Genomic DNA, 14,867 nt, shown 5'->3' with positions numbered 1-14,867 from the left:
TGGTTTGATATACTTGTTTGACCAGATATCCAGGACTTAACTTATACTTATTCATGCCCTGAAACAGTAAGCTACGAGCTTACATACAAAATCTCTGAGGTCCTCCCCTACGAATTTCCTCGCTTGCATATGATTCGAATTTCTTAAAATTTTCACGAAAAGCATTAGAGAGTTCAAAGGCGGTTTTATAATAATCTTCGTCATTCTTCCATGTAGCGCGTGGGCTTAATACCGGCGTGGGTACTCCCCGGCATTTTCTCGGTTGGGCTACTCCAAAGACCGAGTGAATATGGTAATCATCATAATTATACAAACCCAAATCCCCATTTAATACAGCATTAATCATTGCTCGTGTATATTTAAGTTTCATACGCGATCCTACTCCGTAAGAACCGCCAGTCCATCCCGTATTTACCAGCCAAACATTAACATTAGAATCCTTCATTTTTCTACTTAACATTTCTGCATAGGTAACAGGGTGCAAAGGCATAAAAGGTGCTCCAAAGCAGGCTGAAAAGGAAGGTAAGGGTTCGACGATTCCATCCTCTGTACCTGCAATTTTCGCTGTATAGCCAGATATAAAATGATACGCAGCTTGGCTCGGAGTCAATTTGGATATAGGTGGAAGTACACCAAAAGCGTCTGCTGTTAAGAAAAAAATATTTTTTGGATTACTTCCAATTGATGGAGCTTGTATATTATCGATGTGATATATTGGATAACTTACTCTCGTATTCTGCGTTATGGAGGTATTTGTATAATCAACATGTCCGTTTTCATCTAAGACTACGTTCTCTAGAATTGCTCCTTTTTTGATAGCCTTATAAATTTCAGGTTCATTTTCTTGGGTTAAGTTTATAACTTTTGCATAGCATCCCCCTTCGAAATTAAAAACACAGTTTTCATTATTCCAACCATGTTCATCATCGCCAATTAGTTTTCGCGAAGCATCCGTTGACAATGTCGTTTTTCCTGTGCCTGATAATCCAAAGAAAATAGCTGATTCTCCATTCTTACCAACATTGGCTGAGCAATGCATGGGTAAGGTGTTTTTCTGAATGGGTAATATAAAATTAAGAGCTGAAAATATTCCTTTTTTAATCTCTCCGGTATATCCTGTACCCCCTATTAAAGCAATCTTTCTTGTAAAGTCTAAGATAGCAAAATTGTGTTGTCGTGTTCCATCTACAGCTGCATCCGCCATGAAACTAGGCGCGTTGATGACTGTCCAATCCGGTTTGAAATTTTTCAATTCTTCATCGGTTGGGCGAATGAACATATTATAGGCAAACATATTGCTCCAAGGATATTCGTTAATTACACGAATATCAGTTCGGTAATTTGCGTCAGCGCAAGCATAACAATCACGAACGTAAAGTTCTTTTTCATTTAAATACGATATCACTTTGTCGTAAAGCTTATTGAATTTAGACGATTCAAAAGGAATGTTTATATCTCCCCACCAGATGTGTTTTTCGGTGATTTTATCTTTTACAATAAAGCGGTCATTGGGAGACCGACCCGTGAATTCTCCTGTATTAATAACTAAAGCACCCGATGCAGCTTCTTTTCCCAAACCCCTGGATAATGTTATATCGTGCAATTCTGAAGGAGATAACTGATAGTTAATCTTTTCATGCTTAATGCCGTATTCGCTTAAAGAAATGGATGGCTTACCGTTTTTGGACTCAATCATTAAATGAATTTTGTTTTTGGAAGTATGTTATTATTTCTTGAACGTATCTCTCAAAGTTTTATACGACTCTTCTTGTGTTCGTAAATTTTCGGGCACTTCTCTAAGTGGTTCCACTTCCTTAAGCGTTTCGTGACAATGAGCTGGTAATTGTTGATATAACTGAGTGCCTTTTGTTTTCCAGGCAATCATTTCATCGGACACTTTTTTGATTATTTTACCGGGATTCCCAGCTACTAAGCTTCTTTCAGGAATTTTAGATTCCGCCTTTACAAATGTCATAGCACCAATAATACTTTCGTCACCAATTTCAGCATCGTCCATAATTACACTATTCATACCAACCAATACATTTCTACCAATATTAGCACCATGTATGATTGCCCCATGACCAATATGAGCGCTCTCTTTAAGTACAATTGATTTGCCTGGAAACATGTGTATCGTGCAATTCTCTTGTACATTAACTCCGTTCTCCAAAATAATCTGACCCCAATCTCCTCTTATAGCCGCTCCAGGACCTATGTAGCAATCTTTTCCTATAATCACGTTTCCCGTCACCGCCGCCAACGGATGAACAAAGGAAGTTTCATCAACTACTGGTATGTAACTTTTAAAAGAGTATATCATTATCTGAGTTTTGCTGTGGTTTCTGTTTTACCATGAGAAAGACTGTTACCATACTTATCAAGATTCACCATCACAATATTATCAATGGTAATTATGATTTCTTTGCTTTGAATGTTTCTGACTTCGCATTTTAACGTAATAGATGTTTTCCCTAGTTTGAGGATACACAACCCTATTTCAATAATATCACCAGCATGGGCAGAAGCTTTAAAATTAATCTCTGTCATGAATTTGGTAACTACTCTATCATTATCTAGTTGAATAATTGAAAATAGAGCGGCTTCTTCATCTATCCACTGTAACAACCTACCTCCAAATAGTGTATTGTTCGGATTAAGGTCTTCTGGTTTAATCCATTTTCGAGTATAAAAATTCATTCTAGAGCATCTTTAAGAGTAGCCTTTATAACTATTTGCTGTTAATTAGTACTTTTTTGGAATAGTCCATTAATATAAGTGACCCGCTAGTATTGGCTCTTTCATTTAATAATTCATCCCAATGTTCAGTACCTTTCCAAAAAGTACTTTTTAGAAGTTGCATTGCTTTTGGGTTGTATTTTGCCAGTTTCAGACTTAATTCAACAATCGCATCGTCCAACTCTTCTGTTGTATCAAAAATATCTGTATACAAACCTTTTTCCTTTGCCCATTGAGCAGATTGAAAAGTATCAGCATTAATTGCCAGTTGCGACATGCCAGACAAACCAACTTTTCTTTCTACGGCAGGTCCAACAACAAAGGGCCCTATACCTATATTTAACTCGCTCAGTTTAATGGATGCATATTGGGTAGCCATACAATAATCTACTGCAGCGGCCAATCCTACGCCTCCACCAACAGCTTTTCCCTGAACACGAGCGATTATAAATTTCGGACACTTTCTACAAGCATTGATGACTTTGGCAAAACCAGAAAAAAACTGCCGGCCTTCATCTATGGTATTGATTGCTAGTAGTTCTTGAAAATTCGCTCCTGCACAAAAAACGCGATTGCCTGCGCTTTTTAAAACAATCACTTTAACAGCATCATTCTGGCCAGCTTCGATAATAAGTTCAGCTAATTCATTAAGCAAGTTACCAGGTAAAGAATTATGGGCGGGATGATAAAAAGTTATCATGCCCATATTATTAGCAATCTCTATGTTTACGTAAGGTTTGTTTTTCATGGCTGGTTTTTCTAAAGCAATCCGAATTGCTCAAAATGATGATTTAAATGTTTTCTTTCGAGTAGATACAACTCATATCTATTTAGTTCACCAAAAACAGGTGTCTTTATTAATACAGTGGGGTTTTCTTCCACGAATGACAAATAGGTTTCTCTTGCCTTTAACATATACTCTTTAGCTTCATCTAGGCTAGAATGGATAGTTTTCGAGATTTTACTTTTTTCAGCTAACGGAAACTCATAATTATGAGGCATTTTGTCGTAGTTGTATAAAGTAGCATGAACTTTTTCTAATATTTTATCCGACGTGCCAATTTCAAAATCTTCGGTATTACCTGCGTATAAATTATAGCTAAATTCTAAATGTTCTACCATCAGTTGGGGGGTAAGTGTCCCCCAATTAGCATTGCTCTTTTCAGTCAGTTTAGATAAACATTCTTTAATCTTACCCTCCGTAATTTCAACAAAAGTCTCTTGCCTTTTCTGCACCATGGTTAAAATAGTGGCTATGGCCACTAATTCGTCTTCAGCATCAAATACTTCTACGAACCATTTTACAATGCCGCTTGGGTGTTCCGCCCCGGCAACATCCCTATCTACTTTTTGCTTGCAAGTTAGCCTTACGTAGACGGTATCGTTGTGATACAGTGGCCGAAGAAATCTACATTCTTCCAATCCATAATTTGCTGAAACTGGGCCTTTATTAGGATAAACAAATAATCCCGCAGCGGCCGAAATGATAAAATAGCCATGTGCAGTTCTCTTTTCGAAGATACTCCCGTCTAAAGAAGTGATATCGGTATGGGCATAAAAATGGTCCCAAGTAACGTTGGCGAAATTGATGATATCCGTATCTGTAAATGTTCGCTTATGGGTTTTTAAAGACATTCCAGGCTGAATATCTTCCCAATGGTATTTAAATGGATGTTTAGGGACTTCCTTGTATTTGGCATTGGGTTGGTATATTGCTGTAACCTCAGTTAATGTGGTAGGCGAACCCTGAATTGCAGTGCGTTGCATATAATGTTTAATACCTCGCATACCCCCCATTTCCTCACCACCACCAGCACGACCAGGACCACCATGAACCAAGGTAGGCAATGGCGAACCATGACCAGTACTTTCTTTGGCGCTATCTCTATTTAAAATTAGAATTCTACCGTGGTAAGCTGCTGCATTAATTGTATATTCTTTGGCAATTGTATCATCATTTGTGACGATAGAAGAAACTAAAGAACCTTTACCCATTTGTGCCAAAACAATGGCCTCTTCCAAACTTTTATAAGGCATTATAGTACTTACAGGACCAAAAGCTTCAGTATCATGTACACTCAAATTTTCGAACGGCTTGTCTTCCCTTAAAACTATTGGACTTAAAAAAGCTCCATCCTTGGCATTGCCGCCAAGGACATCGATTTTATCAAAATCCCCATATACAATTTCAGCAGTTTTTGCTAATTCAGAAACACGGTCTTTTACTTCTATTACTTGGTCTTTACTAACCAAAGCCCCCATTCGAACCTCTTTAAGTCGAGGGTCACCAATCGTTATTTTAGCTAACTCTTTTCCAAGTGCTATTTGCACATCTTCTATTAATTTTTCAGGGACAATAACTCTGCGAATAGCCGTACACTTTTGGCCGCATTTCACTGTCATTTCTTTTCTAACTTCTTTGATGAAAAGAGAAAATTCTGGCGTACCAGGAGTGGCGTCTTCTCCTAGAATACATGAGTTCAATGAATCTGCCTCCATTGTAAAAGGAACTGATTCGTTTATGATTCTCGGATTTGATTTCAAAATCTTACCAGTGCTTGCTGAACCTGTAAATGTTACTACGTCTTGAGAATCAACAGTTTCCAATATGCTTCTAGCTGAGCCTGTAATTAATTGTAACGCTCCCTGAGGGAGTATTCCGGAAGCTATAATTTCTTTTACTACTGCTTCGGTCAAAAATGAAGTATTGGTAGCTGGTTTTACGACCGCTGGAACGCCTGCCATCCAATTACAAGCACACTTTTCTAACATGCCCCATATTGGAAAATTGAAGGCATTAATATGTATGGCAACGCCATGCTTAGGTACCATGATATGATGTCCCATAAAACGACCACCTCTAGACAAGTCTATAGGGTCGCCTTCCACATGGTATGACTGATTAGGAAATAACTTTCGTAAAGATGCATTGGCAAATAAGTTACCGAAACCACCGTCAATATCAATCCAACTATCGATTCTTGTAGCTCCTGTTCTATAGCTCAATTCATAAAATGGTTCTTTCTTTTTGGTAAGGTGCAATGCTAATTTTTTTAGCATATTACCACGTTCTTGAAAGGTCATCTTACGAAGTACTTGGCCACCCATGGTTCTACCAAAATTCAATATTTCTTCAAAATTCAATCCTTCCGTATCCGAAAGCGCGACCACATCACCGGTTATCGCATCGTACATGGGTATTCCCGCCCCTTTTCCTTCAACCCAATCTCCTAGTACAAAATTTTGTGCTTTTTTCATTCTCTTGTCCTTTTAATTATACACGTTCAATAATGGCTGCATAGCCTTGCCCTACCCCTACACACATCGTAATCAGGGCATATCTCTTGTCTTGCTCGTGCAGTTCTAATGCCGCTGAATAGGCTATTCTTGTTCCAGTAACCCCTAATGGATGCCCAATAGAAATAGCTCCCCCATTAGGGTTTAATCTTTTGTCATCATCAGCTAATCCCCATGCTCTTATACATGCTAATGCCTGAGCGGCAAAGGCTTCATTCAACTCAATGATATCCATATCATCCATAGTCAAGCCTGCTTTTTCGAGCGCTTTGTTTGAGGCTTGAACCGGACCTATACCCATAATTCTTGGTTCGACACCTACCACGGCTGAACTTACAATTCTAGCCAATGGTTTAAGGTTGTATTGTTTTACAGCTTTTTTAGAGGCTATAATTGTTGCTGCTGCACCATCATTCAATCCGGATGAATTCCCTGCGGTAACACTACCACTTTCTTGCTTGAAAGCCGGTCTTAGTTTTGCTAAAATTTCGGTAGTAGTCGTAGGTTTTATAAATTCATCTTTAGCAAATTGAATAGGGTCTTTTTTTCGTTGCGGAATTTCAACAGTAACCATTTCTTTTGCCAATCTTCCGCTTTCTTGTGCCTTAGTCGCTTTCTTTTGGCTCCAATGAGCAAATTTATCTTGGTCTTCTCTTGATATATTATACTTTTCAACAAGATTTTCGGCGGTATTTCCCATACCGTCAGTTCCATAGAGTTCGTCCATTTTAGAATTAACGAAACGCCATCCAAATGTGGAGTCATACATTTTTGAATCACCTCCGAAACCTGTTGATGGTTTGGCAATAACATATGGACCCCGTGTCATATTCTCCACACCACCAGCAATAAATACATCTCCATCACCTGCTTTTATAGCGCGATTGGCATGAATAATTGCAGACAATCCTGAACTACATAAACGATTTACGGTTTCGCCTGGCACGGTAAAAGGTAATCCAGCCAATAAAGAGCACATACGTGCTACATTCCGGTTATCTTCTCCGGCCTGGTTAGCACAGCCCATGATAACATCATCATAAGCCTCTTTCGGAATATTCGGGTTGCGAGATACCACTTCTTTAATTACTAAAGCTCCTAAATCGTCTGTTCTAACCGTTGACAATGTTCCTTTATAACTTCCAATAGGAGTTCTTATTCCATCTATTATATACGCTTCTTTCATACTATTCTTCCCAATTTTTTTGAGTGCGGTAAACGAAGCCTTTGAAAAGAGCCACTAAATCATCTCCTTTTTTAACTTCAATTACGTTAAAACCCAATTTATTTTTTACTTTTTCAATTGAACATTCGGCGGTTATATAATCGCCTTCCTCCAAAGCTTCTATATGGTTAATGGAAGCTTCAATGGATACGGCGAACTTGCCATGCGTATTTGAAGTAAACCCAAAAACACTATCGGCTAAGGAGAATGTAATCCCTCCATGAGCCTTGCCCATGCCGTTAAGCATTTCTTTGCGAATAGTCATACCAGCTTTACAGCGACCTATTTCGCATTCTAAAATCTCGATGCCTAACCATTTGCTAAAGGCATCATTTTGAAGCATTATTTTAGGTATTTGCTCTCCTTTCATCAAAAAACGATTTAGGTTCGTTATTAGTCTCAGATATCATTTTACGCAACAAGGGGCTACAGCGATATCTATCCTCTCGATATTGTTCATATAAATCATCCATAGTCTTCACGCACCATTCAATACCTTTTTCCTCAGCCCATCTCAACAACCCTTTGGGATAATTAACCCCCTTTGTCATGGCATTATCAATGTCTTCTGCTGAAGCAATATTCCAGAACAGTGCATCTGCCGCTTCATTTATGAGCATGACCAATACCCTATCACATATTTTTTGTGCCAACTGATTATTCTCTATTGGTTTTGGTCGTGTTGCTCCAACGGAATAGTCATAGTATCCTTTACCAGATTTACGCCCCAAATAACCTGCCTCAGAATAACGCTTCTGCGTAAATGAAGGTTTGTATCTTGGGTCATAATAAAAGGCTGTAAATACGGTTTCCGTAACTACATAATTTACGTCGTTTCCAATAAAATCCATAAGCTCAAAGGGACCCATTCGAAAACCTCCAAAAGTTTTCAAACTCCAATCAATCGTAGAAATATCTGCAATACCCTCCTCCAAGATTCGTAATGCTTCTCCATAAAAAGGTCTTGCAACACGGTTTACAATGAAACCAGGCGTGTCCTTTGCCACGGCAACGGTCTTTCCCCATCCAGATAGAATTGTCACTACTTCCTTTAAAATCTCTTCAGAGGTTTGTATGCACGGAATTACCTCTACAAGCTTCATTAAAGGGGCAGGATTGAAAAAATGAATACCAATACAGCGGCTTGGTTTGCCCAAAGATGCTGCGATAGAAGCAATGGACAAACTGGAAGTATTTGAGGCTATGATGCATTCATCGGAAACGTACGTTTCTAATTCTGAAAAAACGTTTTTTTTGATTGTCAAGTCTTCAACAATCGCTTCAATAATCAATTCACAACAAGCTAAATCTCTCAGCTGGTCCGAGTAGGAAATATTAGATTGAATCTGTTCTTTTTCAGATGCATTGATTCGCCCCTTCTCAATTAATCTATTCAATATTTTCTCTAGGGATTCCTTTGCTTTTTTCAAAGCAGTAACATTGGTATCAAATAGCATTACATTACAACCTGCAGTTGCTGCAACTTGGGCTATACCGCTTCCCATAGTTCCTGAACCTATTACGCCTACCTCCATATCAGTTACCTTTAAAATTAGGTTTGCGTTTTTGGAGGAATGCCGTAACTCCTTCCTCATAATCATTGCTTTCCGATGCTTGAAGCTGTAATTCTGTTTCTAGTTTCAATTGTTCTTCCAGCGAATTTGTCATTGAAGCATTTAGTGCTTGCTTTATCAATACAAGGGCTAAAGTGGGCATTGATGCCATTTTCACGGCTATATTTCTAATTTCTTCTTCAAATGCATCTACCGGAAAAACTTTATAAATCATACCGATACGTTCTGCTTCATCTGCCTTTATCTTATCTCCCAACATAGCTAATGCCGATGCTTTTTGAAAACCGATAAGTCTTGGTAGAAAAAAAGTACCTCCACTATCTGGCACCAAACCAATGCCGCTAAAAACCTGTATGAAACTTGTGCGTTCACTTGCAAGAACCACATCACAGGCTAATGCTATATTTGCACCCGCACCCGCAGCAACACCATCTACAGCGGCTATTACAGGTTTTTTAAGACCTCTGATAATTTTGATGATAGGTGCGTAATGCTCTTCTAATAATGTTCTAAAACTCAGATCTAAGTCTTTGTTCGTTACCTCTTTTAAATCTTGACCTGCACAAAATGCTTTTCCGTTTCCCATAACCACAATAGCCCGCACTAGTTCGCTTTGTTCACAAAAGTTGAGTTCCTTTTGAAATTGCAGTGCCATTTCCCTATTGAAACTATTGAAAACATCGGGTCTATTCAACCTTAAAAAGGCAACTCCATTTTCGATATCTTTTTGTACAGTACTCATAATTATTTTAAACATTTAAAGTAATCGAAAGGCTCTTGGCAACTTTCACATTTAAAGAGTGCCTTACATGCCGTAGAACCAAACTGACTTACCAACTGCGTTTCGGTAGAACCACAATTGGTACATTTTACAATTCTCTTATTTTCTAAAAGTGCTTCTTTATCCGCATTGGCTTCTAAGGGTGGGGCAATACCATATTCTTCTAAAGCCTGACGTCCTTTTTTGGTAATCCAATCTGTAGTCCAAGCAGGTGATAACACCAACTCTACCGTAGCATTAAATCCTGCGTTTTGAAGCGCACTTTTAATATCATCCCCAATAACATCCATAGCAGGACAACCACTATAGGTTGGTGTGATTTTTACCAGAACTTCGTTATTATGGACGAAAGCGGACCTGACCACACCCATTTCCATAATGGAGAGCACAGGAATCTCAGGGTCCGAAACTTTTTCTAAAATCGGAATTAGTTGCTGGTCTATTTGTTGCATAACTATTACCATTCCGAGTTTGGATAGGTGCGCTGCATGTATTGCAAATCGCTTAACAGATAGCCCATGTGTTCGGTGTGTATTCCTTCTTTACCCCCTTTTTGAAACCATTTAGATTCTGGAGTACTTAGTGTTGCGCTATCCAATATGTCGGAAACGCCTTGGTAATATGCTTTTTTTAGTTTCGATGTATCAACACCAATACCCTTGGCAATCATTCCTTTATCGGCAAGGGTTTGATGAAAAAGCTCATCTGTGTAGGTCCATAAATAATCTATGGCCTCTTGAGTTTTCTCTTTACTTTCTTGTGTACCGTCTCCCAAGCGTTTTACCCAATCGGAAGAAAAACGTTCATGATAACTAACTTCTTTAATCGACTTTTTAGCGATTGCGGATAAGGTGACATCCTTACTTTTCTGTAATTCGGTTAAAAACAGCAAGTGGTATACATCAAATAAAAACTGTCGGCAAATAGTATAGGCGAAATCCGTATTTGGTTGTTCCACCAAAAGCACATTTACATACTCACGTTCTTTACGTAACATTGCGATATCATCCTCTGTTCTATTATTGCCCTCTACCTTTGCCGCATATTGATAGTAACTACGCACCTGCCCTAATAAATCCAAAGAAATATTTGTACAGGCAATGTCGGTTTCCAAACTAGGCCCATGGCCACAGAGTTCGCCCAAACGTTGTCCTAAAACAAGGCAATTGTCGGCTATTCCGAGAATATATTTATATAGATTTTCTTTCATTACATGTGTTTTACTTCATCGGGTAGCTCATAAAAAGTTGGGTGCCGGTAAACTTTATCCTGTGCTGGTTCAAAAAGCTCTCCGTTATGCTCGGGATTGGAGGCTGTAATATTCTTAGACTCCACCACCCAAATACTAATGCCTTCGCTACGTCTGGTATACACATCGCGAGCGTTCTCCAAAGCCATTTCGGCATCGGACGCATGTAGGCTTCCCACATGACGATGCTCCAGTCCGTTTTTACTTCTAATAAAGATTTCCCAAAGAGGCCAGTTCTTATCCATATTATACAGCTTTATCAAGTTTTCGTTTTTCCTTTTTCTCGGCATGCGCCATTGCCGCATCTCTAACCCATTCACCATTTTCCCATGCACTTACTCGGGCATTCAAGCGTTCTTTGTTACAAGGCCCATGCCCTTTGACTACCTGCCAAAACTCGTCCCAATTAATTTCTCCAAAATCATAGCTTTTCCGTTCTTCGTTCCACTTTAAGTCTTTATCAGGAATGGTCAATCCTATTAGGTCAGCCTGAGGTACAGTTTGGTCTATAAATTGTTGACGTAATTCATCGTTAGTCTTACGCTTCAATTTCCATTTCATGGATTGTTCCGTATGAACAGATTTATCATCGGTAGGGCCTAACATCATAAGAGATGGCCACCACCAACGATTTAATGCATCTTGTGCCATTTCTTTCTGCTCAGTCGTGCCGTTGGCCAATTTTATCATGATTTCGTACCCTTGACGTTGATGAAAACTTTCTTCTTTACATACCCGAATCATTGCCCTGGCATAAGGGCCATAAGAGGTATTGCATAAGGGTACTTGATTGATTATGGCAGCACCATCTACCAACCAACCAATAGCTCCCATATCTGCCCAAGTAAGTGTAGGGTAATTAAAAATACTGGAGTACTTTGCTTTTCCAGAATGCAATTGGTCATACAATTCGGTTCTAGAAATACCCAATGTTTCACAAGCACTATAGAGATATAGCCCATGACCAGCCTCATCCTGAACCTTGGCCAACAAGGCCACTTTTCTTCGCAAAGAAGGTGCGCGAGTAATCCAATTTCCCTCGGGCAGCATTCCCACAATCTCTGAATGTGCATGTTGCGACATTTGTCGGATATGTGTCATTCGATATTTTTCAGGCATCCAATCTTTTGCCTCTATTTTTTCATCACGAGCTATTCTAGCATCGAATTGCGCTTCTAAACTTTTGATTTTTTCTTTACTCATAGCTAAATTTTTATTAAACATCAAAATCAACTATAACTTTTTCGGAAATTGGAACAGCTTGACAACTTAAAACCAGTTTTTGAGCTACTTCATTATCATCCAAAGCATAGTTTATTTTCATTTCTACAGAACCCTCTAGTACACGACATTTACAGGTGCTACACACACCCCCCTTACAGGCAAATGGCAAATCTGCTCCCGCAGCTAATGCACCATCTAGGATATTATCATAATCTTCATCCATCACAAAATGGAATTCTTTACTGCCATCGATTATCGTAACCTCAGTACCCTCTACCTTTTGTTCCAACACTTCTGCAATACGCTTATCGTTTTCTATTGTCTTACCCGAAAAGAACAGTTCATAATGTATTTTTTCTTTTGCCAAACCTGCGGTTTGCATTTCATCACGAATCAAGAATATCATTTCTTTGGGGCCGCAAATAAAACAGTCGTCAGTGTTCATGATATCAATGAAAGACTGTATTAGTAATTGAAGTTTTTCACTAGAGAAACGACCATTTAAAAAAGGAATATCTCGCTGTTCTTTGGTTAAAAAATAAAAGACCTGAAATCTGTTGATAAATTGATTTTTTATCTTTTCAATTTCTTCCTTAAGAATAACTGACTTAGCAGTTCGATTCACATAAAACAGTTTAAACGTACTACAAGGCTCTGATATTAAATGCGTTTTTATAATAGATAATATGGGTGTAATACCGCTACCAGCGGCAAAAGCGATGTAATTTTTTGAAGCCAACGGATCTATATCAACATAGAATTCTCCCGATGGCGGCATGACTTCCAAAGTTTCACCTATGGTCAATTCGTTGTTTACAAAAGTGGAAAAAACACCTCCAGTGATTTGTTTAACCGCTACTTTCAAATCATCATCTAACGGACTTGAACAAAGCGAGTATGAGCGTCTAACATCCTCTCCATTAATCGTAGTTCTTAAGGTTAGGTATTGCCCTTGTTTATAGGAAAACATATCATTCAATTCACTTGGCACGTCAAATTGAATAACCGAACAATCCTTTGTTGTCTTTTGAATATCTCTGATCCTTAAAGGGTGAAATACACTCATTTTTTCTCTTTATTTAACAAAACTAATGAATATTCGTTAGTTTAGCAAATGGATACAAAAAACAAGGGTAATTAATATCAAAACAATAATGGCATGATTCAAGTTATTACGACAGGTGGAACAATTGAAGGGCTGGAATATTCTAATGAGCAGGACAAACCTCTATATGCAAATGTTCGAATCAAGGATTTTCTGAAAGCTGCTAATGTTTCTTTTAAATATTTTATACATGATGCTTTCAATAAAGACAGCCGTTTTATAACCAAAGAGGATAGAAAATTGCTTTTACAAAAAATTGAATCCTGTAATCTGGATAAAATTTTGATTACCCACGGAACCATAACAATGATAGAAACAGCCAAATACTTAGGCAATCTAAATCTTGAAAAAACAATAGTTCTCGTCGGCTCTTTCCTATTAGGAAATGAGAGAAACACCGATGCACCTTTCAATTTAGGATATGCCATATGTGCTTTAAAAATTTTAGGTAGAGGTGTGTTTATAGCCATGAACGGAAGAATATTCTCTTGGAACAATGTTGTAAAAAACGTTGATGAAAATAGGTTTGAAGAAAATGATAACTAAACTGATACGATGTTTGGAACTTCGATACATTGGACAACTTTCTTTTATCTTTTGATAGATACTTTCATTGTAGTGTTTGCGTTTTTTCATTCAAAAAATAACAGGCAAAATAATCTAAATAGATATCTGATACTTGGTCTACTATTTATTTTTTACAATTTAACAGGGGGATTTCTTCCAATTAAAAACTTCCCTGGACCGTTTATCCTTCAATACGTCATAACCTATGGAGTAGCTTTAATCATGGGAATTTACCTTTTCTATTATATTTATAAAGAGTATGATATCGAATTTTTGAACTCACACCTCACAATTTCAAACATTTCAATATATGGCACTCTCTGTTTCTTTGGACTTTATCTTTTTCCTTACTATTTAACAAACTCAATTGATATAGCCAGACTATCATTTACGATACCCGTTTCATTAATATCACTGTATTTCCTCTACTCATTCTATAAAAAGATTTCAACTTCTGAAAAAAATAACCAATCTGCTCTACGCCGAAATAAGCTTTCACTATTGAGTGTTGCATGTATTGCGCTTCTCCCAGTTTTAACTGTTATAGGCGACTACCAATGGTTAACCTTTACCGTCGTGAATATTTCTTTTTTCGCAATAACGATTATTGAGGTTGATCGGTTTTTATTTTTTCTCGAACATAAAAAGGAAATTGCCGGTGTTTTTAAATTTTATAAGGTTAATAAATTTGATTCCAAATTTTTGAAAAAAAACCTTACGCGAAGAGAGCTTGAGATAGCTATGTCAATCTTGGACAGCAAGTCATATAAAGAAATTGGAGAGGATTTCTTTATCGCAGAAAGTACAGTCTCCAAACACGCTTCAAATATCTTCAAAAAAACAAGTACCAAGAATCGGATTGAATTTACAACTAGATTCAAATTACAAGAAAAATAATTCGCTCTTATTAGTAATCATAATTCGATTAAGAATCATACTACTACGGATAGCCGTATAATATAAATACGGGTTATTCCGTATACGAATACGGTAGTTTTCATTGGATATCAAACCCTATGAAATTATATTTACTCCAACCATTTAACAACTTATTTACTACAAACTATGTCATCTAAAATTACTTAAGTGAGAAAATAAATTTATGT

At 37.7% G+C, this 14,867-nt stretch carries 16 protein-coding genes; 2 read left to right on the top strand and 14 right to left on the bottom strand.

Annotated features, from left to right (window positions below; genetic code table 11):
• Nucleotides 1-79: 79 nt before the first annotated feature.
• From pckA to ACKWCD_RS17675, 14 genes are read right to left on the bottom strand one after another with little or no spacing between them, the layout of a single operon-like run.
• Complete coding sequence (gene pckA, locus ACKWCD_RS17740) at nt 80-1,696, bottom strand: phosphoenolpyruvate carboxykinase (ATP) (RefSeq protein ID WP_413985303.1); 1,617 nt, start codon at nt 1,694-1,696, stop codon at nt 80-82.
• A 30-nt stretch (nt 1,697-1,726) separates the two neighbouring features.
• A complete protein-coding gene (locus ACKWCD_RS17735; RefSeq protein ID WP_413985302.1) occupies nt 1,727-2,323 on the bottom strand; it encodes an acyltransferase in 597 nt (198 codons plus the stop codon).
• Nucleotides 2,323-2,700 carry an acyl-CoA thioesterase gene (locus tag ACKWCD_RS17730; protein WP_413985301.1) on the bottom strand — a complete coding sequence of 126 codons (378 nt, stop codon included), beginning with the start codon at nt 2,698-2,700 and terminating at the stop codon, nt 2,323-2,325. The genes ACKWCD_RS17735 and ACKWCD_RS17730 overlap by 1 nt, the downstream gene beginning before the upstream one ends.
• Nucleotides 2,701-2,731: 31 nt before the next feature.
• Entirely contained in the window at nt 2,732-3,487 is a 756-nt protein-coding gene (locus tag ACKWCD_RS17725; RefSeq protein ID WP_413985300.1) for an enoyl-CoA hydratase/isomerase family protein, read from the bottom strand.
• A gap of 11 nt (nt 3,488-3,498) precedes the next feature.
• Entirely contained in the window at nt 3,499-5,997 is a 2,499-nt protein-coding gene (paaZ, locus tag ACKWCD_RS17720; RefSeq protein ID WP_413985299.1) for a phenylacetic acid degradation bifunctional protein PaaZ, read from the bottom strand.
• Nucleotides 5,998-6,013: 16 nt separating this feature from the next.
• Nucleotides 6,014-7,222, bottom strand: coding sequence for a 3-oxoadipyl-CoA thiolase (locus tag ACKWCD_RS17715; RefSeq protein WP_413985298.1), 1,209 nt, complete (start codon nt 7,220-7,222; stop codon nt 6,014-6,016).
• Nucleotide 7,223: 1 nt separating this feature from the next.
• The gene (locus ACKWCD_RS17710; protein ID WP_413985297.1) at nt 7,224-7,631 is read right to left on the bottom strand and encodes a PaaI family thioesterase; all 408 of its coding nucleotides are present in this window, start codon (nt 7,629-7,631) and stop codon (nt 7,224-7,226) included.
• Complete coding sequence (locus ACKWCD_RS17705) at nt 7,609-8,796, bottom strand: 3-hydroxyacyl-CoA dehydrogenase NAD-binding domain-containing protein (RefSeq protein WP_413985335.1); 1,188 nt, start codon at nt 8,794-8,796, stop codon at nt 7,609-7,611. Before ACKWCD_RS17705 ends, ACKWCD_RS17710 begins: the two co-directional genes overlap by 23 nt.
• Before the next feature lies 1 nt (nt 8,797).
• Nucleotides 8,798-9,577 carry an enoyl-CoA hydratase-related protein gene (locus ACKWCD_RS17700; protein ID WP_413985296.1) on the bottom strand — a complete coding sequence of 260 codons (780 nt, stop codon included), beginning with the start codon at nt 9,575-9,577 and terminating at the stop codon, nt 8,798-8,800.
• A gap of 2 nt (nt 9,578-9,579) precedes the next feature.
• Nucleotides 9,580-10,068 carry a 1,2-phenylacetyl-CoA epoxidase subunit PaaD gene (gene paaD / locus ACKWCD_RS17695; RefSeq protein ID WP_413985295.1) on the bottom strand — a complete coding sequence of 163 codons (489 nt, stop codon included), beginning with the start codon at nt 10,066-10,068 and terminating at the stop codon, nt 9,580-9,582.
• Between the two features lie 5 nt (nt 10,069-10,073).
• On the bottom strand, nt 10,074-10,826 hold the full coding sequence (gene paaC / locus ACKWCD_RS17690; protein WP_413985294.1) for a 1,2-phenylacetyl-CoA epoxidase subunit PaaC: 753 nt from the start codon (nt 10,824-10,826) through the stop codon (nt 10,074-10,076).
• Nucleotides 10,826-11,110, bottom strand: a complete 285-nt coding sequence (gene paaB / locus ACKWCD_RS17685) for a 1,2-phenylacetyl-CoA epoxidase subunit PaaB (protein WP_413985293.1) — start codon at nt 11,108-11,110, stop codon at nt 10,826-10,828. The genes paaC and paaB overlap by 1 nt, the downstream gene beginning before the upstream one ends.
• A gap of 1 nt (nt 11,111) precedes the next feature.
• Nucleotides 11,112-12,068 carry a 1,2-phenylacetyl-CoA epoxidase subunit PaaA gene (gene paaA / locus ACKWCD_RS17680; protein WP_413985292.1) on the bottom strand — a complete coding sequence of 319 codons (957 nt, stop codon included), beginning with the start codon at nt 12,066-12,068 and terminating at the stop codon, nt 11,112-11,114.
• Nucleotides 12,069-12,081: 13 nt separating this feature from the next.
• Nucleotides 12,082-13,155 carry a 2Fe-2S iron-sulfur cluster-binding protein gene (locus ACKWCD_RS17675; protein WP_413985291.1) on the bottom strand — a complete coding sequence of 358 codons (1,074 nt, stop codon included), beginning with the start codon at nt 13,153-13,155 and terminating at the stop codon, nt 12,082-12,084.
• Nucleotides 13,156-13,248: 93 nt separating this feature from the next.
• Here ACKWCD_RS17675 and ACKWCD_RS17670 point away from each other — a divergent pair, with 93 nt between their 5' ends.
• Together ACKWCD_RS17670 and ACKWCD_RS17665 are read left to right on the top strand one after the other, a co-directional pair.
• The gene (locus tag ACKWCD_RS17670; protein WP_413985290.1) at nt 13,249-13,740 is read left to right on the top strand and encodes an asparaginase domain-containing protein; all 492 of its coding nucleotides are present in this window, start codon (nt 13,249-13,251) and stop codon (nt 13,738-13,740) included.
• Nucleotides 13,741-13,749: 9 nt separating this feature from the next.
• Nucleotides 13,750-14,658 (top strand): LuxR C-terminal-related transcriptional regulator, encoded by a 909-nt coding sequence (locus ACKWCD_RS17665; protein ID WP_413985289.1) that lies wholly within the window; start codon nt 13,750-13,752, stop codon nt 14,656-14,658.
• The last annotated feature ends 209 nt before the right edge of the window (nt 14,659-14,867 follow it).

This window comes from Maribacter taeanensis (assembly GCF_047345145.1).
Taxonomy (GTDB): domain Bacteria; phylum Bacteroidota; class Bacteroidia; order Flavobacteriales; family Flavobacteriaceae; genus Maribacter_C.
Note: the sequence above shows the minus strand (reverse complement) of the source record. Positions and strands in the feature narration are given on the sequence as shown.